This is a genomic window from Burkholderia sp. PU8-34, from assembly GCF_053427725.1.
This window is the reverse complement of sequence record NZ_JBSAXC010000009.1, coordinates 65,578-85,876: the sequence shown is the minus strand read 5'-3', so window position 1 is coordinate 85,876 and position 20,299 is coordinate 65,578. Positions and strand designations below refer to the sequence as shown.

At 60.1% G+C, this 20,299-nt stretch carries 13 protein-coding genes and 3 pseudogenes; 6 read left to right on the top strand and 10 right to left on the bottom strand.

Going from position 1 to position 20,299, the window contains the following annotated elements:
• Nucleotides 1–73 precede the first annotated feature (73 nt).
• From ACV22Z_RS21595 to ACV22Z_RS21580, 4 genes and pseudogenes are all read right to left on the bottom strand, one after another.
• A complete protein-coding gene (locus ACV22Z_RS21595) occupies nt 74–1,123 on the bottom strand; it encodes a PDDEXK nuclease domain-containing protein (protein ID WP_448078316.1) in 1,050 nt (349 codons plus the stop codon).
• 1,294 nt (nt 1,124–2,417) lie between these two features.
• The gene (locus ACV22Z_RS21590; protein WP_448078315.1) at nt 2,418–2,687 is read right to left on the bottom strand and encodes a hypothetical protein; all 270 of its coding nucleotides are present in this window, start codon (nt 2,685–2,687) and stop codon (nt 2,418–2,420) included.
• A pseudogene (locus tag ACV22Z_RS21585) lies at nt 2,684–3,181 on the bottom strand (electron transfer flavoprotein subunit alpha/FixB family protein); the annotation flags it as partial. The gene ACV22Z_RS21590 and the pseudogene ACV22Z_RS21585, both read right to left, overlap by 4 nt.
• A gap of 1,544 nt (nt 3,182–4,725) precedes the next feature.
• Entirely contained in the window at nt 4,726–5,595 is an 870-nt protein-coding gene (locus ACV22Z_RS21580; protein WP_448078490.1) for a LysR family transcriptional regulator, read from the bottom strand.
• A 111-nt stretch (nt 5,596–5,706) separates the two neighbouring features.
• On the opposite strand from ACV22Z_RS21580, the gene ACV22Z_RS21575 reads away from it, so the two are divergent.
• A complete protein-coding gene (locus ACV22Z_RS21575) occupies nt 5,707–6,693 on the top strand; it encodes a zinc-dependent alcohol dehydrogenase family protein (protein WP_448078314.1) in 987 nt (328 codons plus the stop codon).
• Between the two features lie 185 nt (nt 6,694–6,878).
• On the opposite strand, the gene ACV22Z_RS21570 is transcribed toward ACV22Z_RS21575, so the two are convergent.
• The 5 genes and pseudogenes from ACV22Z_RS21570 to ACV22Z_RS21550 form a co-directional block, all read right to left on the bottom strand.
• Entirely contained in the window at nt 6,879–7,505 is a 627-nt protein-coding gene (locus tag ACV22Z_RS21570; RefSeq protein ID WP_448078313.1) for a tyrosine-type recombinase/integrase, read from the bottom strand.
• A gap of 164 nt (nt 7,506–7,669) precedes the next feature.
• Nucleotides 7,670–8,856 (bottom strand): annotated as a pseudogene (locus ACV22Z_RS21565) (adenylate/guanylate cyclase domain-containing protein).
• A complete protein-coding gene (locus tag ACV22Z_RS21560; RefSeq protein WP_448078312.1) occupies nt 8,853–10,466 on the bottom strand; it encodes a PAS domain-containing hybrid sensor histidine kinase/response regulator in 1,614 nt (537 codons plus the stop codon). The pseudogene ACV22Z_RS21565 and the gene ACV22Z_RS21560 overlap by 4 nt, the downstream one beginning before the upstream one ends.
• A 616-nt stretch (nt 10,467–11,082) precedes the next feature.
• Nucleotides 11,083–12,526 (bottom strand): annotated as a pseudogene (locus ACV22Z_RS21555) (IS1182 family transposase).
• Nucleotides 12,527–12,787: 261 nt separating this feature from the next.
• On the bottom strand, nt 12,788–13,681 hold the full coding sequence (locus ACV22Z_RS21550) for a LysR substrate-binding domain-containing protein (protein ID WP_448078311.1): 894 nt from the start codon (nt 13,679–13,681) through the stop codon (nt 12,788–12,790).
• 528 nt (nt 13,682–14,209) lie between these two features.
• Here ACV22Z_RS21550 and ACV22Z_RS21545 point away from each other — a divergent pair.
• The 4 genes from ACV22Z_RS21545 (at nt 14,210) to ACV22Z_RS21530 (ending at nt 17,244) form a co-directional block, all read left to right on the top strand.
• On the top strand, nt 14,210–14,848 hold the full coding sequence (locus tag ACV22Z_RS21545) for a hydrolase (protein ID WP_448078310.1): 639 nt from the start codon (nt 14,210–14,212) through the stop codon (nt 14,846–14,848).
• Between the two features lie 232 nt (nt 14,849–15,080).
• Nucleotides 15,081–16,199, top strand: a complete 1,119-nt coding sequence (locus ACV22Z_RS21540) for a porin (RefSeq protein WP_448078309.1) — start codon at nt 15,081–15,083, stop codon at nt 16,197–16,199.
• 373 nt (nt 16,200–16,572) lie between these two features.
• Nucleotides 16,573–16,740 carry a DUF1427 family protein gene (locus tag ACV22Z_RS21535; protein WP_448078308.1) on the top strand — a complete coding sequence of 56 codons (168 nt, stop codon included), beginning with the start codon at nt 16,573–16,575 and terminating at the stop codon, nt 16,738–16,740.
• A gap of 231 nt (nt 16,741–16,971) precedes the next feature.
• Nucleotides 16,972–17,244, top strand: coding sequence for a XapX domain-containing protein (locus tag ACV22Z_RS21530; RefSeq protein WP_448078307.1), 273 nt, complete (start codon nt 16,972–16,974; stop codon nt 17,242–17,244).
• Nucleotides 17,245–17,674: 430 nt separating this feature from the next.
• Here the strand turns inward: ACV22Z_RS21530 and ACV22Z_RS21525 are convergent, their stop codons facing one another.
• Nucleotides 17,675–19,486 (bottom strand): ABC transporter transmembrane domain-containing protein, encoded by a 1,812-nt coding sequence (locus tag ACV22Z_RS21525; protein WP_448078306.1) that lies wholly within the window; start codon nt 19,484–19,486, stop codon nt 17,675–17,677.
• 231 nt (nt 19,487–19,717) lie between these two features.
• Here ACV22Z_RS21525 and ACV22Z_RS21520 point away from each other — a divergent pair, with 231 nt between their 5' ends.
• On the top strand, nt 19,718–19,927 hold the full coding sequence (locus ACV22Z_RS21520) for a hypothetical protein (RefSeq protein ID WP_448078305.1): 210 nt from the start codon (nt 19,718–19,720) through the stop codon (nt 19,925–19,927).
• Nucleotides 19,928–20,299: the final 372 nt, after the last annotated feature.

Below are 20,299 nucleotides of genomic sequence, written 5' to 3'. Positions count from 1 at the left end.
AACATAAGCCGAGCGCATTTCATAACCTCAAGGCTTATGATAGAAAATTGCGCTTACCTTGTTCATCCCCCAATTATGCAGCGGCGTCCGGAAGATCGGGACGCAGCTCGGCCTCGATCTGATCGATGGTCGGGAGGCCGGTCTCCAGCGACGGTGGTACCTCGCGCATGAGCTGGTACTCGGCCACGCCCATCGGTTTGGCCACGCCGCGCAGCGCATATTCCGCCACAAGCCGATTTTTCTCCTTGCACAGCAGCAGGCCGATGGTTGGCTGGTCGTCCGGCGCCTTGACCTGCGCGTCGAGCGCGGAAAGGTAGAAGTTCAGCTGGCCCGCATACTCGGGCTTGAACGGCGTCGTTTTCAGTTCGACGACGACATAGCAACGAAGCTTGAGATGGTAGAAGAGCAGATCGATGAAAAACTCGTCGCCGCCTACCTCCAGCCGGTACTGACGCCCGACGAATGCGAACCCGGCGCCGAGTTCGAGCAGGAAACGTGTGATGTGCTGCGTGAGCGCGCGTTCGATGTCGCGCTCCTGGGCGCTCTCGGTCAGGCCGAGGAAATCGAAGATATAGGGGTCCTTGAGTGCGTCGCGGGCGAGATCCGACTGTGGAGGCGGTAGCCGGTCGGCGAAATTCGTCACGGCGTTGCCGGCGCGCGCATGGGCGGCTGTCTCGATCTGCATGGTCAGCACACTGCGCGACCAGCCGTGCTCGAGCGACTTTTCCGCATACCAAAGCCGCTGCGCGGCGTCGTCGAGCTTGTCGAGCAATGTCACAACGTGCGACCACGGTAATTGTGCAACGGGCTGTTGCACAAATTCCGGCTGCGGAAAGGCTTGGGCGAGCGCGCGCATGTACTTGAGGTTGCGTGGCGAGAACCCGCGCATGTCAGGAAACGCCGCCTTGAGATCGCGCGCGAGCTGGTCGACGACGCCTGCACCCCAGCCTTGTTTCTGCTGCCGGTCGAGAATGTCGCGGCCGATCTGCCAGTAGAGTGCGACCAGCTCGCGATTCGCGCTGGCCACGGCGCGCTGCCGCGCGCGCTCGACGCGCTGCTTGAGTTCGGCAAACCAGTGACGATAGTCTTCAGCCCAGGCGGGCGTACCCAGATCTTTGGTCATATGTTGCGTTGGCGGGCACCGGCTGTCGCGCCCGAAGGGAAATTATCTTGGCGGAGCCGACAATCGACAAGCTCGACCGGCGTGGAGTCGCCTTGATTATAGCATCGCACCCCATTAAATGGTCGATAATGTTAATTATGTCAAATAATAGAGGCCGGAAAGCGCGCTAGGAGTATGGGCGGCAGAAGCCGCGTGCCGCAAAAAGAGGCGATTTCGGGGGCGTCGACCCCGTACCCACCTCGAAAGTACCGCTCCTACGCAATTCTGAGAGGTCGGTTTTTTGCCGCTCATTCTTCGATCCTTCTGCCGCCCAGACTCCTACCGGCAGTCAGCGGAGGGTCCAAACACCGTTTGCACCGTGCCACCCGTTACCGCACCCATCCCCATAGCCGGCGCCATCGGAGCGGTTTAGCTCAAAGAATTTTTAGCGACGCGGGAACGGGTCACTCGCCGTGCCTGACGACACCTCTCTGCGCCGTTCTCGCCTCGCTAAAAATCCTCTGCATTATCAGGATTAGCCGGGGGCAAAAAAACGGCCCGCACCTCGCGGACCCTGATCGTGGCGGGGTAAAGACAGTCAGCGAACCCTCTCGCCAGCCCCACCTTCACCCCGTTTGCGGTCACGTGCCGAAAACACGGACCACGTTTACATAATAGTCACTGCGCCGACGCGCGACTGGATTTTCACCGTCGCCGTACCGCCTCGGGAATCGGTGGCCGCCGTCCGCTACGTGAAGCCGGGGTCCCCATGTACCACGTCGGCATCGCGGCCAATGCGCGAGCCAGACCGCCCCTGAAGCGATTGATGCCGTGCCGGCGCCGGACGGCGGCTCGACACCGGCCGCCCGCCATTGCCCAGCAATCAGTTCCCACAACTTGCAGAATTCAGTCCACCGCGCGCGTGGACCGAAGAGACACAACTTTCGTTGCGCGGGTTGCCGCCGTGCCCGGCTTTGTCCGGAAATGAAGGGGCGGATAGCTGCAACTATCCGCCCCTTCAAATTGCGTGACAGAACCCAGCGATACACCCGCCCTAGCCTCGCCAAGGCCCCGTCAAAAAATGGCTTCGCTCATCCGGATCCTGCTTCGATCAGGTCAGCACGGTTACAACGTCCAACCGTCGTATTCGCCAGCGTCGCACCAAATCCAGGTGGTCAAGGCTCACGCACGTCGACCGGAAAACTTTGCACGTGCAAAGCCAATTTAATCCTGATAGCTCCTGTTATCTGGGTGCAGCGCGCAGCGGCGGCAGGAACATAGGGCCCGTTCTGCATGCGGCAATCACAAGCCGCGTTCAGTCGCCACCCCTTTTGGTCACCCTGATCGCGTCGTAGAAGTTCTGCTCGGTAGCGACGTGGAATCGATCAACATTTACTACCCATCGATTGAACAGTTGACGCCACCGAACTCGTCGCTCTTCAAGCAGCGCGGAAAACCAACGCCAGATCGCCGCATCTTCTGCATTGGCAGCCGCTGCCGCATCCATGCGAACGCGGTGCATCGTATTCCTCTGTTCGGCTCCACTTGAACAATTGCTGATCACGACATCGGGAATCAGGTTCACGTGAGTTGCTCAAGCAATTGCGGCGCAAGCGTGAACAGATCGCCGACGAGGCCGTAATAGGCCACGCTGAAGATCGGCGCTTCCTCGTCCTTGTTGATCGCGACGATCACCTCCGAAGCCTTCATCCCCGCGACGTGCTGGATCGTACCCGAGATACCGATCGCGATGTAAAGTTGCGGCGCCACGATCTTGCCCGTCTGACCCACCTGGTAGTCGTCCGGCACGAAGCCCGCGTCCACGGCCGCGCGCGAAGCGCCGAGTGCAGGCTGCAGCTTGTCCGCCAGCGGCGCCAGCACCTTCGTGTCGTTCTCGCCGCTGCCTAAGCCGCGGCCGCCCGGCACGATGATCTTCGCGCTCGTCAGCTCCGGACGGTCCAGCTTCGTCACCTCGCGGTTCACGAACTGCGAGATGCCGGAGTCCGCCGCCACCGCGTCGAAACCCGTCAAACGGACCGTGATCACGCTGATCGGATCCGACGATTGCACAGTTGCGACAAAAAAATAGGCAACTGCACGGCCGCCGCGTCACTCACTCCTAAAATGCCGTTGGGTGGATCGAGATGTCGCCACCCTGCCCCGAGCCCACCCGGAAAGACCGAGCGCGATCGGCTGTTACCACGACGGACGACTCGGCCGTGCCGCCAGCGCAGATGCCAGTCGCCTGAGCTCCGAGTACATGCTCGCCGACGGGTACATACAATTGCGCCTTTTCGGCGGTAGACAGATCAACGACCGCCGCCCCGTCGAAATAGACGCGAATGTCGCAGGCGGCGCCCATGATCCCCCTATCCCGCTTGACGAGAATCGGCCCGGTGCCGGGTTGCGGTTGAGCAAACTCTCGCGCAAGGTACCGTGATGCCGGTACCGGTATCGCCTCTGCATCGGACACCGGCTGTGTTGCACAGCCTGCTACGAGTAACGGCAACGCTATGGCCAGACACGCGACTCTCACCATGGAAGTACCCCTGTAAGGTCTGCAACTCTTGTTGGCTTACCGCTCGCGGCCCGGCAGACAGCCTGAAGGACCCGGACTCACGCGTGTCCCCACCCACGTTGCATGGAACTGCCCCGAGGATTGGTAACGCCCGTCTGACGGGTGTCCGGGGCGGTCTACCGGATTTTCGCAATTGTCATACAGAGATAGGCGCTCGGACCACTCAGGATTACGCCGATTGGATCGCGGGAAGCCAGAGGGGCATGCGAGTGGCGCTGGTTTCCTCGATCGGACATTCAAGCGAAGGTCGGCGTTAGCGGAGCACTCGCCGGTCAATACTCCGATGTCAATGGCCGTTGTACCTTGGAAGCTGCCATCGGGGCTGCGCTGGGCCGAATTGCTGCCGCGGTTCGGTGTCTGCCTCCCACGCACCGTCGGGCCGCCGGACCTGTGCGGCGGCGTCATCGGTCCCTGACCGGCCACCTGCGGCCGTTCGCCAGAGCTCTCTGGTGGACATTCGAACATCGGCTACGCATCAGGTACCGGCCATTAAGGTACAGGCTCGGTGCGGCAGGTCGTCGGATTTTGCCGACATTGGGGCCGGCTGGGTTCTACGTCAGCAATGTGGCGGACTGCTGACTGCGGCGGCATCGAGCAGCCGAACGTCGGCTTCCTGCATCAGCGAACTCACACTCACGACCCGTTCGAGACATCCACCCAACATTGACGACGGTCCGCTCACGGGCCGGCGCCGAGGCCATGCCAAGGGTGCACAAAACCTTGTGCGCGATCCAATTCGAGAGCTACAGGTTTTAGCAATTAAAACGCATCTGCGAGCAAGCCAAGCTCAACGCCATTGCCAGACGGCTCAATGAACGTCCACGCAAGACACTAAACTTCGATACACCGGCTGAACGATTCCATCAAGCTGTTGCGTCGACTAGTTGAATCCGCCGGCAACAACGGTCATTCGCGCGGCCGGGGGCTTGAGCAATCCCGTATCGCCACTTGAGGACAATTGCTGCAATAACCAGGTCCCTTTGTTTGAACAGCGCTGCAGCGAAGCGGACGCAGACCGCGCGGAGGCACTGATCGCCCACCTGACTCAAACGTTCGCGAGCGCATCGATCGTTGCATTCAGAAGTGCGCGCAGTCGCGCGACGCGACGTAAGTCACGGTGAAAGCCAAGCCAGACATCGCGACCCGGCGGCGCTTCGCCTAAATCGACTCGTCGGATGCCCGGCGTCGCATCACCAAGCGGACACGGCAGCACGGCGAAGCCAGATCCTTCAGCACACATGCGTGCCTGTACGCCGCGATTATTGCTGCCGAACACGATCCTGGCCCGAGGCAGCATGCGCTTGACCCACTCGACGTCGGGCAGCGAACCGAACGCGCTGTCCATGCTGATCAGCGTGTAGCCGTCACCCTCGCCGCGTGATGGCGGGACCAGATCGACGTGCCCGTACAACGCATAGTCGATGCGCATCAGCTTGCGCTGGATGACGTCGGCTTCGTCGAACGGCGTGATGCGGAACAGCAGATCCGCCTCGCGCCGCGCGAGGTTGTAGAGGCGCGAATCCGTGACGAGCTCCAACGAGATGCCCGGGTGCTTCGCCAGAAAGCGCGCGAACACCGGCGTGAGTATGTGCGCGCCGAACCAGTCCGACGAGGAGACGCGCAGCAGACCCGTCAACTGGGTCTCTTTCCCGGTGAGCGTGCGCGTGAAGCCAAGCGCTTCCTCCTCCATTCGCTCGGCATAAGCGAGCACCGCCGCGCCGTCATCCGTCAGGACAAAGCCATCGCTCGTGCGCTGGAACAGCGTATGTCCGAGCGCTTCTTCGAGTGCGCGCAATCTGCGCCCCATGGTGGGCTGGGTCTGGCCCACGCGCTTGGCTGCTGCCCCCAGCGTGCCGCAGCGGGCAATCGCCAGAAAGATCCGGACATCGCCCCAATCCAGGCAGGTGTCATTCATTTTTGCATGGCGCATGTGCAGAAACATTGATTTACATGCGTTCTAGCATAAACCATGATGAACGCATTGACCCGTTTGCTCGACGGGAAAGCAACCCGATAGGAACCCACCATGACCATGCAGGCGCTCGTCCTCAACCGCTACAACGGCCCGCTCGAATTGACCGAAATCTCGATGCCCGAACCCACACACGGCCAGGTGCGCGTGCGCATTGCCGCAAGCGGTCTCAATCCCCTCGACACGAAGATCCGCGCTGGCAGCGCAGCGCATGCGAAGCATCCGCTGCCGCTGGTGCTCGGCATCGATATGGCTGGCGTGGTCGATGCCGTCGGGCCGGGCGTGACCGCTTTCAATGTCGGCGACGAGGTCTACGGTATGACGGGCGGCGTCGGCGGCATTCAGGGCTCGCTGGCCCAGTATGCGGCGGTCGATGCCGACCTGCTTGCGATCAAGCCGGCCAACCTGTCGATGCGTGAATCCGCGGCGCTGCCCCTCGCGTTCATCACCTCCTATTCAGGCATTGTCGACCGGGCCCATCTGCAAGCGGGCCAAACTGTGCTGGTGCAAGGCGGAGCAGGCGGTGTCGGGCATATCTCGGTGCAACTGGCGCGCGCACTCGGCGCCCAGGTCTTCGCAACAGCGAGTTCACGCGACCACGATCTCGTTGCGCGTCTGGGCGCTACGCCCATCGATTACCGGTCGCAATCGGTCGAGCAGTATGTCGCATCGTTGACGCAGGACACAGGCTTCGATGTCGTGGTCGACACCGTCGGCGGCCCTTCGCTCGATGCGTCGTTTGCGGCGGTCAAGCATTTTGGCCATGTCGTCAGCGCGTTGGGTTGGGGTACGCATGCGCTGGCTCCCCTGTCGTTTCGAGAAGCGACGTACTCAGGAGTCTTCACCCTCTATCCGCTCCTGACGGGCATGCATCGTGCGCATCACGGAGCGATGCTGCGCGAGGCCACACGGTTGATCGAAGCCGGCAAGCTCACGCCGAACCTCGATCCCCGCCGGTTCGACCTGCGGTCCGCGGAACTCGCCTACGACGCCATCACGAACGCCACCGCCCGCGGGAAAATCGTGGTGGACGTCGCGTGAGATCGAACGTGTCAGCTTCGCCGTGTCGATTCACGACTGTCCACGGGACGTATGCTGGCGGCCTTCAATCTACTCAGAAGCAAAAGATCGCTATCCGAATGAACCGGACATTCGAGTGTCCGTCGCAGCGCGCGAGCGAATGACTGAAACTGGCCGGCAAGCGTCCCCTTGCTTGCCGGCTTCTTTCACACCTCAGTCTGCTCAGCCATCTCGAGCGCGTCGTCCACTTCGATGCCGAGGTACCGCACTGTGCTTTCAAGCTTCGTATGGCCTAGCAGCAGCTGTACCGCCCTCAGATTTTTTGTGCGCCGATAGATCAACGACGCCTTGGTACGGTGCATGGTATGGGTCCCATACGCAGAGTCGTCCAGCCCAATCGAGGCGATCCAGCGATGAACTAACCGCGCATACTGACGCGTGGAAAGGTGCGGTGACGCGTGAATTCGGCTCGGAAAGAGGTAATCCGTCGCTGACAGGCCTGCTGCCTTGACCCACGCTCCGACGCTCTCCCTCGTTTGCTCGGAAATCTCGAACTGGACCGGTCGCTGAGTTTTCTGCTGCAGGACCATTGCGCGGCTTGCACCGTGGTCTCCGTGACGCACGTCGCGCACGCGCAGCTTCGTCAAATCGCACGCACGCAGCTTACTGTCAATTGCCAAATTGAACATGGCGAGCTCGCGCGTGCGCGACGACAGTTGCAGGCGGAGCCGAATTGCCCAGATTTCCTTGAGCTTCAAAGGCGGCTTCTGACCTGTCAGCCTGCCTTTGTTCCACGGAACGCGTGACGCGGCGCTTTCATCAGACGATTTCATGGCAATCTCCTTTCAAGTGAAGGGAGATTCAGCCTGTCGTCATTTCCGGTGGTCACTGTCCGAGGAACAACTGCCGTTGCCAGGCGCTCTTGCGCGTTTGCTCGAAGCGTGCATGCGTCTGGTTCATGCGATTTCCTATGCGTCTTCGGGGCCAGTGCCGGTACTCATTCGGCCGGCACCCTGCTTCCGCCGACGAGGAACCAGGTATGCAGCTTTCCCTTGCCCTTGGCCTCAATGGTGCCACGCTCCTCGAACTCGAACTGCTCCCCAGCCTGCAACGGGTGGCCTCGGTCACGTGCACGCGACCGGCCACCCCTTGCGATTCCATCCTGCTGGCAACGTTGATGGCGTCACCCCACAGGTCATAGATGAATTTGCGCTTGCCGATCACGCCGGCTACCACCGCCCCGCTGTTAATGCCGATACGCAACTGCAGGCTGTAGCCGGTCAGTTCATTGAAGCGGGCCAGCGCGTCGATCATGTCGAGCGCCATGTGCGCGGCGCGCGCCGCGTGATCGGCTGTCGGTACGGGCAGTCCGGCGGCCGCCATGTACGCATCCCCGATGGTCTTGATCTTCTCGAGGCCACGGTGGTCGGCGATCCTGTCGAACTCGGTGAATATCTCAATGAGCATCGCAACCAGTTGCTCGGGGCTCATGCTCGCGGAAAACCCGGTGAAGTCGACGGTGTCCGCGAACAGTACCGACACTTCGGGAAAGCTGTCGGCGATGATTTCGGTGAGGCTGTCGGCGGCGAGGTCGTCGCGTGCTTGCAAGCGCTCGGCGACCGGGGACGGCAGCATGTTGAGCAACAGCCGCTCCGACACCTTCTGTTCGGCGACCACCTTGCCGTACAGACTCTTAAGCTCGTCGCTCTGGCGGCGGATCAGATCACGGCTCGCCTCCACTTCGCGCACCTTCTGTTCGAGCGCCGTGCCGTAGTTCAGCGACTCCCGATGCAAAAGTCGGACTTCCAGCGTATTGCGAACCCGCAAGAGGACCTCGGCCAGATCAAATGGTTTGCCAATGAAATCCCTCGCGCCAGCGTGCAAAGCCCGCAGCTTTTGCTCCGGTTGGGCGGTAATGACGAGAACCGGCGCGTAGCCCTCGGTTTCGACTGCTTTCAGGCCTTCCATCACCCGGAACCCATCCATGTCGGGCATCTGCAGATCCAGCAGGATCAAGTCGTAGCAGTTCTGGCGATGGAGTTCGCAAACCACGCGTGGATCCGTCGTGGAGGTTACGTGAGCATAGCCGGCTCTGCGCAGCATCTGATCGAGCAGTAGCACATTTGCTTTCAAATCGTCGACGATCAGGATGCTTGCATTGAGCATATCGGAAGAAGTGATCATGCCTCGTGTCCTTGCTCACCGCCTCTGAATCGCTCTGCTTTCGCGTATTCCAGCGCCGCGTTCAGCGCGTCCGTGAATTCGTCAAGCTTGATCGGCTTGGTTAGATAGCGGAAGAAACCCTCCTTCATGCCTCTTTCGACATCGCGTGGCATGGCATTGGCGCTGACGGCGATGACGGGAATTGATGCCGTCGCTGCCACCTGTCGCAGGATTTTGAGTGCTTCGATGCCGTTGATGTCGGGCAGATTGATGTCCAGCAGGATCACCTCCGGCTGGGCAGTAACCGCCAGTTCGATACCGAGCTGCCCGGTTACGGCGGTCAACAACTTCAGGTCTGTGCGGCGCATGATAAGCCGCTCGACCAGTTGCAGATTAGCGGGGTTATCCTCGACATAGAGGAGCGTGCGAATCGTCGTGCCCTCTTGCCGCGGCGCTTCGACCGGTACGGCTGCTACAGAACTGGGCACGACGATTTCCGGTGGCTTTGCCAGGTTCAGTTCGATCCAGAACTTGCTTCCCACGCCAACGGTGCTTTCTACGCCGATAGCGCCGTTCATCAGTTCAATCAGCCGTTTGGCCACCACCAGACCGATTCCCGTGCCTTCTTCCGGCCCTGCCTCCCGACCGAGCCGATTGAAGGGCTGGAACAATTGCGCAAGCTGCTCCAGCGATAACCCGGCGCCGGTGTCGCAGATGCTCACGCGCACACGCTCCGGCGTGCGGAAGCAGTGTACGTCGACCATTCCATGCTCACGGTTGTACTTGATCGCGTTCGAAAGCAAGTTGATCAGAACCTGCTTCAGGCGGGTTCGATCGGCATGGACGAAGCACGGTGCGTCGAACCGCGGAAAGGTCACGTGCAAGCCTCGTTTTTGCGCCTGTGGCTCGACCATCCCCTGGCATTCGACCAATGCGTCCGCGAGCGAGACCGACTCCGGAGAGAGCGACACCTGTCCGGATTCAATCTTCGCGAGATCGAGCACTTCGTTGATCAGGTCCAGCAGATGCCATCCCGCGCGCAAGATTTGATCAATGGAGGACAATTGCGAGGATGTAGGCGGCGGGGAATCGGACGTCATCAATTGCGCGAAGCCTAAAATCGCGTTGAGCGGGCTGCGCAACTCATGGCTCATCCTGGAGAGGAAATCGGACTTGGCTCGGTTGGCGCTCTCCGCCGCAGCGCGCGCCTGCTTTTGATCCTCAATGTCGGTCAGGGTGCCGAACCACTTGACGATGTTTCCATTGGTGTCCTTAACTGGTAAGGCACGACCAAGAAACCATCGATAGGCACCATCGGACGCTCGCTTCCACCGGTATTCAATTTCGTAGGGTTCACCGCTCTCCAGTGCCGTTTTCCAAGCATCGAGGCACCGTTGCAAATCATCGGGATGTAACGGCGGTTGCCAACCCCAACCTAGGCTTCGCTCAACACTGAGGCCCGTATAAGTGACCCACCGTTCGTTCCAGTAGTCAATCCAACCACTCGGCTCGGCCGACCACACCATTTGGGGGATCGCATCTGCGAGTGATCTGAAGCGTCGTTCGGCTTCATCAACTGCGCCATGTGAAGAAGTCAATTTAGCGGACGCACGAACATGCTGTTTCGGCATTTCCTCTCCTCCGTCAAGATGCATCTTAGGGCAGCCCGCCACCAGAAGAGAAGTGACCCGGAAGCTCAATCGGAAATACGTAAATCATATGTCTGATCATCCGACACGCTCGTCATGGCTCGATCCGTCAGCGGAGGTCGCGACCGATGAACGCGCACCATTTTTCCCAGCATAGCGTCAATTTAAGGTATCCATCGATACGTGCAGACCACCAGCGCTCCGGAATAGACAAAGCGACCGCGCATTCATGGCGTCCGCGTCCAGGTTCTTTGCACTGACTTCATCTGCGCCGATCTCGCTTTCCATTCTCGTCGTCTGAAGGTGCCGGTGCCGTCGCAGTACTCGATTTCTCACCGTCGCGGCTCAGCGTCATCGCCGTGAGCGTAGCGAAAATCCCGTCCGCAGCGCGCTCCGGTTTAATCCGATCAATGTCCGAAAGTCCGTTTTCGACCGAGGCCGTGTGGAAACGCCGGTTGATCGGCTATGGACTCGGCCGCCCCCGAAGCGTGGCCTGCTTTTGTGCCTCCACGGTCAATTCGGTGACGAGAAACGGCTGGACGGTTCTGACGCCCTTTTTGCGGTTGTTTTCAGTCTGCTCCGGGGTTCAAATGGGTGCTCATGCACCCACGAGCCGCATCGCTTTCATCATTCTCGAGAAACCTAGAATCCTCAACACTCGTGTGAGATTGTAGGCAAGGACGTGCAGGCTCATCTCAGTGCCGACGTTGGGCAGCCTGCGCGTCAGGAAGTGCGTGTAACCCATCCAATGCTTGAACGTTCCGAAGACGTGTTCGACGGTTCGCCTGCGAACTGTCATCGCGTCCGGGGTCGTGTCGAGTCGACGTTGGACTGCTTCCAGCACCGACTCATGCTCCCATCGTGAGATTCGTCGTTGCGAACTCGGCGTGCACTGCGACTTCATGGCGCACTGAGGACAGGCGCTGCTCCAGTAACGGCGCAGTTGCAGGCCGTGTTCTTCCCGGGTATAGCGGTAAATCGCACGTTCGCCAGCAGGGCATTGGTACTCGTCATCTCGGGCAATGTAGATGAAGTCGGCCCTATCAAATCGGCCGTGGTACTTTGCGCTCGAGGTCGTGGGTTTCGGCAAGATCACTGCAATACCGGCATCTGCGCAGGCCTTGATCTGGGGAGCGTTGTAGTAACCACGATCAGCTATCGCCCGGAGCCTGGTTCTACCCATCGCCGCGCGCAGCTTTGGCTATGGGGCTGAGCTGCGCCCGGTCGCTGCCCGAGTTGGTGACCTCGTGAGCAACGATGAGATGGTGCTTGGCGTCCACTGCGACCTGCACGTTGTAGCCCACCATCCCTGAACCTTTCCCGCTCGTTGCCATGGAGCGCGCATCAGGATCAGTCATGGAGAGTTGACCATCGGGCTGCGTCTTGAGTTGCTCCTTGATTTGATCAAGGCGGTGCATCTGTTCGCGCAATTGCGCGATCTTGTCTCGCAGCCGACTCGTCTTCGCTTCCACCTCCGCAGGTTGCGTGCGATCGGCGGTCTCCAATGCGTTCAGGTACCGCTGAATGCTTTATTCGATCTGCTGCTGACGCTTGTCGATCTTGCCCGATGTGAAATTGCGGTCGCGTGTGTTGACAGCTTTGAACTTACTACCGTCGACGGCAACCAGCGCTTGTGAGAACAGCTTGAGATCACGGCACAGAACAATGAACCTGCGACAGACGCTGCGAATGCCTGCGCCGTTATCCCGGCGGAAGTCTGCAATGGTTTTGAAGTCCGGCGCCAGGCGGCCCGTGAGCCACATCAACTCAACATTGCGCTGACATTCGCGCTCCAGACGACGACTCGATTGGACCCGATTGGGGAAGCCCTTGTAGTAAATCTTCAACAGCACTGCCGGATGATAGGAGGGGCGACCTGTGGTTGAAGGCGTCGCGCCATCAAACCCGAGCGATCCCAGTTCGAGTTCTTCAACGAACGCATCGATGATCCTGACGGGGTTATCCTCGGCGATAAAGTCATCGAGGCACTCTGGAAGCAGCGTGACTTGCTTGCGATCTTCTCCCTCTATGAATCTCTTCATCCGGTCCCCTGACCTGAATGCGTTGATTCAGTCTAGGTGATCAGCGTGTTTTCACACACCCTAGACCCGCAGCGGCCCTCCGTCGCCGGGCGCGTGAACGGCCGTTTTTGATGGCGGACCGGACCTTGGCACGCACAGCGAACCATGCATGGGCAAACTGGGCTGTCTGCTTCGGCAGAGCCAGCCGGAATCGCGCAACGTCGTTTTGAGCCGGCCCTTGGAATGCGGAAGCGATGAGGTAGGCACCTGGGAACAGCCACCTCAGTCTTTCTGAATATGGGTCGCCAGAAAGTCGATGAGTAAGCGAACGCGCGGAAGAAGGCCGCGCCGGGAAGGAAATACCGCATGGATCACGCCTCCCTTGGGGACCCAGCCCGGCAGGGCATCGACAAGGGTGCCATTGCGCAAGTCATCGTCAACAACCATACATGGCAGTTGTGCGATTCCGACGCCATTTATCGCGGCATCGCGTAGCGCATGCATGTCGTCCGTGATGAAGCGAGGATAATGGCGCAATTGCGCTTCTACGCCCTGCGGCCCGACGAATTGCCATACATGGTGTCGTGGTGGCCCCCAATCGAGGCTCGGAACGCCCGCCAATTCGCCTGGGTCCGTCGGCAAATCGTGCCCTCTCAGCAAGTCAGGAGCCGCCACAAGGCGCTGCGGGCTGTCACCGAGGATCCGCATGACAAGGTCGCTGTCCTCCAGAGGAGGAAAGCGCACGCGGAGTGCGAGGTCAAAACCCTCGCTCAGCAAATCGACGCGCCGGTTCGTGGCTTCCAGATGCACCTGCACCTTGGGATAAATGGCCATGAATCGCGCCACCAGGTTGCTGACGCGATACTCGAGCAGCGCTGTTGGGCAACTGAGGCGGACGATGCCCTGCGGCTCAGCGTGCGTGCGCTCTATGACCTCACGCGCTGCCTCGGCTTCCACCAGGACGCCGAGGCAGCGATCGTAAAACTCGCGTCCGGTTTCCGTGATGGTGAAATGGCGTGTTGTTCGCTGCAAAAGTCGCACATCGTATTTCGCCTCCAATTCCCCAATTCGCCGGCTCAGCGTCGACTTCGGAACGTTCAGCGCCCGCCCCGCCTGAGTGAATCCCCCGTGTTCGACCACCTTCACAAAATAATAGAGATCGTTCAGATCATCCATGATTGTTCCACTAGTAGAACACTGAGGGCATTTTACGTGACTGGAAGCCGGCTTGCTCCACGAATAGGATCTTGGTTCACGCAGATTGACTCTGTCGCGAAGCTCACATGATCGCGCGATACCTGGGCCTGTTCACGAGGAAGCCGCTGCTATTCTTCCGATGGATCGTCACGTTGGGCGGCTGTCACCCGTTCAGGACACTGTCCCAGACGAGTCCAGGCACAACCTGGCGGCGCAGTTTGACCTGGCGAAGCATTTCGGTTGGTCGACGATGTTGATCACTCGCTTCGAGATCGGCATGAACGGATCGCCGGTGCCGGAAGGCCGAACGCGCAATTTCCCGAGGCCCCATACATCGCCCGACGGTCGGCGTAACTAACTTGAAGCGTTCGCCCACTGCGCAGCCGGATAGATGTTTGCGACAGTTGGAGATGGCAAGCCGCAACGATTGTCCCGACGTTGCGGATGCTCGAAGCATCGACCATCGGGACTCCTTGTTCACATCCTGCACTGTTTCTGGAGAGAACCATGGCAAGCGAACCCATTCGCGATCCCGCGAGCGATCACCTGCTCACACCGCAGAATGCGGCATTTATCGTCATCGATTACCAGCCAGTCCAGGTGAATTCCATCGCGTCGATGGATCGCCAGCTGCTGATCAACAACATTGTGGGGGCCTCGAAGGCTGCGATCGCGTACAAGCTGCCGATCGTCCATTCGACGGTCAACGTGAAGACTGGACTGAACAAGCCACCCATCCCGCAACTGCGCGCGGTGCTTGGCGACTATCCGACCTACGATCGCACGAGCATCAACTCTTGGGAAGACGTCGAATTCCGCAAGGCCGTCGAGGCAACCGGTCGCAAGAAATTGATCATGACTGCGCTCTGGACGGAAGCCTGCCTGACGTTCCCTGCGCTCGATGCGTTGGAGGCAGGTTACGAGGTATATGTCGTCGTCGATGCGGTGGGCGGCACGTCCGTCTCAGCGCACGAAGCCGCATTGCGCCGTATCGAACAGGCAGGCGCCAAGATGATCAGTGTCGCCCAGCTCTTCTGCGAACTGCAACGCGACTGGGCACGTAGTGAAACTGTACCGGCGTTTATTAACCTGTTCATCGAAACCGGCGGCACCGCCGGCATCCAGTTCTCGTACGACAAGAACTGACGTGTCACGCGCGCGGTTGGTTGCTGTGCCTGTCCGCGCGCATCAGTAATGTCCGAAGAATGACGACACGCAACGAACTTCCCGGATAGACCGCGAGCCGTCACTCACTGCTGACCTCGATCACGCCATGCGAGGTACGGCGGCTAGTCCCGTTCGCTTGGAGGCTGGTCGTATGGCTCGATGTCGGACAGGAAGGTATCCAAATATCGTCGATGGCAGAGAAACGATCACCATGAAGAGACAAGCCGCGCTGATACGCCTGGCGGGCTGCGTGACCGCGGCATGCTTCCACGCCAATCTGTACGCCCAGGGCAGTGTCACGTTGCAGGGCATGATCGATGGTGGTGTGACCTATGTGAACAACCAGCATGGTGGTTCAGTGACGCTGTTCGACAGCGGGATCTTTGCGCCAAACGTGTTGACGTTCAACGGAAGCGAGGATCTCGGTGGCGGAACGAAGGCCGTATTCAATCTGACTTCGCAGTTCGATCTCGGTAGCGGAGTAACCATCCCGGGCGCGGGCCAGATTTTCAATCGCACGGCATACGTAGGCCTGTCCGATGAACGGCTTGGCGCCGTCACGTTTGGCAACCAGTACGACTTCATGTTCGACACCTTGACGCTCGGTCTCTTCGATGGCGCATTCCTTTTTGGCGGCCTTTATGATTTTCGCCAGGGACCATTCAGCGCGCTGGGCGTGCCGCAAAATCCAACCGGTTCGTTCGATTTTGACCGACTGGCCGGCGCAACGCGTGTGGCGAACGCGGTCAAGTATCGCAGCCCATCCTTCGCAGGATTCAGTTTCGGCGCGCTGTATGGCTTTGGCGGCGTTGCGGGTTCGTTTTCCGCCAATTCGACGATCAGTGCAGGGATGAACTACGATAGTGGCCCGCTTGGTGTCGGAGTCGCGTACATTGAGGCCAAATATCCGTCACTGGGTGACGGTCATGACGCAATCCGCAATTTTGGCGCGGGCGTGCACTACCGGTTCGGCAGCGTGCTCGCCATGCTGCTCTACACGAATACAAAGAATACGGCGAGCGGCGCAAAGATCGACGTCTACAAGGCGGGCACGTATTGGACGCTCTCCGGTACCTGGTCGGCAGGACTCGACTACCAGTACATGAAGGGAAACGAGGTGCTCGAGAACAATAAGGCTCACCAGATCACCACAGCGGTGCAATACCACTTTTCGAAGAGGACGATGGCGTACGTCGAAGCCGTCTATCAGCGTGCTAGCGGTGACGCCGAAACGACGCAAGCATGGATCAATGGGTTGCTTGAACCCGGCGCGGCAGCAAGCGACCGTTCACAGACACTGGCACGGATCGGGTTGCAGACGAAATTCTGATGGCGACCCATCGCACATCGGTTAGCACTTTACTTGCGGTCATCCTGCACCGCTGCCATATGTCGGTGATGTGAAACTATTCGCGACTCAAACGGGGATCATCCAGTCGTGATCGAAAAGGGGGAGCCTCCTATCTATCAGGTAACCGAAATAACTGCGTCGCGGCATCAAATCAGCAGACGAAACGAACACACTCGAGATGTTTGGTCTCTGTCACCGTGGACGAGTGGGTGTACAAGAGCTCCGTATCCAGAAGGACGCAGTCAGCAGTAAGGGGGTAGACGAAAAATGACAAAAAATTTCGGCAATTTATATTTTGGTTTGAACTGGGATGCAGTGGCCTGTATTCCAACTTCCCGGAGTGACTGATCATATGAAACCGTATTTGGCATCACTAGCTTCAGGCGCGCTAATAGGAGTGATCTACAGCGCAGTGAAGGTCCGATCGCCTGCGCCGCCGCTGGTTGCTCTCATCGGCTTGCTCGGGATGTTGATCGGTGCTCAAGCCGTCCCGCTCCTCAGGCAATTGTTAGGCTTTTAATCGATATGAGCAACCGCATGTGATGGCGGAGGTATGAAATATGCCGATCCTAATGGTTATTGAACGTGAAAAACACGATGAGAAATTAAAAAAACAAATTGGCATCATTCGTGATTTTTCGTCGAGAAACGATTCTGGCGACGCTTTCTTTATTCCGGAAAGCCCAATACGCTTTCCATCAATTTGCCGCGCAGAGCCTGTAGCTGGTCGATAGTCAACGAGACTCACATCATGAAATCGTATATTCTTTCGCTGCTCGCCGGCATGCTTGCCGGTGCGGTCTACCACACGCTCGGTGTCCAGTCGCCGGCCCCGCCCACTGTTGCGCTGATGGGCCTGCTCGGTATCCTGGCCGGCGAACAGATGCTTCCCATCGGGCGCCTGATGTCATCGGGCCTCAAGCTGAAAGCGGCATGGTGCGAAGCGCAATGCAAACAGCACATGTTCGGCTCACTGCCCGGCCAAGGATCCGACGCAACAGAAAAGGACCAGCGGCCATCGTGACACCTCGCCGTTCGCAAGACTGGCGTGCCACTTGTTTTTCCGGCGGGACAGGAAACGCACCCCGCCGTCCCTGCAGAGAGGATGGAGATGTTCGGTTGGACTGAGCGGTTCTGGTCAAGCTCGTACCATGACGACTGGCGGTAGACCAACCCATACTAGCCTTTGGACTGGCGCGAGGTCAGCGGCGGCTTTCAAGAGTAGAAGCGACGCTTGAGTGTCGGGCCAAACGCGAGTGCGAATGTCGCTTCATGGCCGCTTGCCGCGCCACGCAACCTCGTCACGTCGATCCGTTTGAGCCATTCAGCCGCGGCTCTTGATGATCCGCTTACGGACCACCATGAGCCTGTCGTTCGCGAAGCATGTATCTGTGGCTGGTCAGCCTTTGCGGACGGTTCTGGATCGCGGCCGTTGGGTGACCTCAATCGCGTCGTCACTTGGAGTCGACGTGATCGCGCGCCGCGCCGCGCTGCACCGTCTGCCCCAGCGGCTCGCCGAACTGCAGGGCGGCAAGCTGCGCATAGAGCGGCGAGGTCTGAAGGAGATCGGCGTGACGGCCCTGCGCGACGATGCGGCCCTGCTCCAGCACGACAATGCGGTCGGCTTGTTGTACGGTAGCGAGGCGATGCGCGATGACCAGCGTGGTGCGATTCTGCGCGGCATTGTCCAGCGCCTGTTGGACCAGTCGTTCACTGGCGGCATCTAGCGCACTGGTGGCCTCGTCGAGCAGCAGGATGGGCGGATTCTTCAGGATCGCGCGGGCGATCGCGATGCGCTGACGTTGTCCACCAGAAAGCCGCACCCCACGCTCGCCGAGAAACGTATCGTAGCGTTGCGGCAGTTCTTCGATAAAGCTTGCCGCGGCGGCCATTTCGGCGGCCTGCTGAACTTGAGTGAGTGTGGCTTCGGGCGCGCCGTAGCGGATGTTGTCGAGCACGCTGCCGGAAAAGATCACCGATTCCTGCAGGACCACGCCGATTTCCCGGCGCAACTCGGCAAGCTGCACACGCCGCGTCGGGACGCCATTGATCAGAATGCTGCCGGCCTGCGGGTCGTAAAAGCGCAGCAGCAGTTGGAACAGTGTGGTCTTGCCGGCGCCGGACGGTCCGACCAATGCGACATGCTCGCCCGGGCGGACATCGAGCGAGAGGCTGGAGAGCGCGGCGATGCCGGGGCGAGACGGATACGAAAAGCTGACGTTGTCGAAGCGGATGCCGTCCCCGTGCGTCGGCAACTGGACGGCGGCCTCGGCCTGCGCCACCGGCGAGCGCGCCGCCAGCAGTTGCAGCAGTCGCTCGGTGGCGCCGGCAGCCCGCTGCAGATCGCCCCACACCTCGGCGACCGCCCCCACAGCCCCGGCGGTGACCACTGCGTAGAGGATGAACTGGGACAATTGGCCAGCCGTCATGTGCCCGGCGAGCACCGCCTGCGCGCCTAGCCACAGGACGAAAACGATAGCAGCGAACACCAGTACGATGACCACGGCGGTCAGCCAGGCGCGCGCCCGAATGCGCGTGAGCGCCGTCTCGAATGCCGCTTCCACCATGCCAGCAAACCGCCGCGCCTCGCGGGGCTCCTGCGTAAACGATTGAACGGTCGGCATGGCATTGATCACCTCCCCCGCCAGCGCGCTCGCGTTCGCCACCTTGTCCTGGCTCGCACGCGAGAGCCTCCGCACGCGCCGCCCGAATATGACGATGGGTGCGACCACCACGACCAGCGTGGCCATGATGTAGCCCGACAGCACCGGGCTCGTCAGCGCCAGCATCGCTACGCCACCAGTAAGCAGGAAGAAGTTGCGCAACCCCATAGACAGGCTGGTGCCCACCACCGTCTGGATCAACGTGGTGTCCGTGGTGAGTCGCGACAGCACCTCGCCGCTCTGCGTGGTCTCGAAGAATTGCGGACTCATCCCCAGCACGTGGTCGTAGACCGCCTTGCGCAAGTCGGCCGTGACCCGCTCGCCGAGCCACGACACCAAATAGAAGCGCAGCGCCGTGGCCCCGGCCAGTACCAGCGAAACGGCGAATAGTGCCAGGAAATAGCGATCGATGTGCGCCCGGTTGCCCCCGGCGAAGCCCCGGTCGATCAGATATTTGAACGTTACCGGCAACGCCAGGGTCGCACCTGCCGACGTCACCAGCGCTACGAAGGCAAGCGCCCAGCGTCCGGCATAAGGGCGCAGGAAGGGCAACAGGGCGAACAGGGGACTGATGCGCGGAGTAGACGGGGCGACATCTGGCATGAGGATTCCTGAGCGGCTCGAGGATCCCCACGATTGTGCCAGTCCTGCAGATTCGAAGTCAGTCCGCCTGCAAGCTTGTCATTGATCCATGAGGCCTCATGGCTCGCTTACACCACTGCGGACTGGCAGCCTGTCTGACTACGCGCCGGTCAGCGACCTGCTTCCACATGCTTGCTGCGACTGCGCATCTGTATCAAGATCAAGTCGCCTCATCAGGAACAAGCGACTCCCATGACAGACGATCCCGATCTCGATCCTGATTCCGATCCCGACAAACTGAAAGGCCCCGGCGGCATGACGTTGCGACAGATCCACGAACAGGTGCAGAAGAGCGTCGAGCGCGACCGCGACGCGCAGGCTGCGCACAACTCACCGGCTCCGCCGCAAAGCCGGTGGCGGCGGTGGGTGCACTACGTATGGGGCCGCAGCGAACGTCGCTAGCCATGGTTTGATAAGGGATGTGCCGGTCGCCAGCAGGTTTCTCAGGAAATGAGCCGTATCGCGACTCAGCGCCGTTTCGCTCCGGCCAACCCGAAATTTGTACGCCCGTAGGTCCGCAATGTTGCTAGCGCCTAGTCGTCAACCCATGCGGTTGGCCGCGATTGCCCGTTCGGGAGCAAGCGTGAATAGCCGAGCCTGGTCACTCCTGCGTTGTCGGAGATTGGCGGCTCGCGGCCGATTTTGGCAATCCGTGTCGCTCAGCGGGCATCCAAGGCGCCCGATGTCCTACCGCCCACGCACGTCCTCTCAGCGCGTATCCCGGTCCCGTAAATGCTCACCGTCAACACGTGTCGGGACCGATACGGGCGCCAG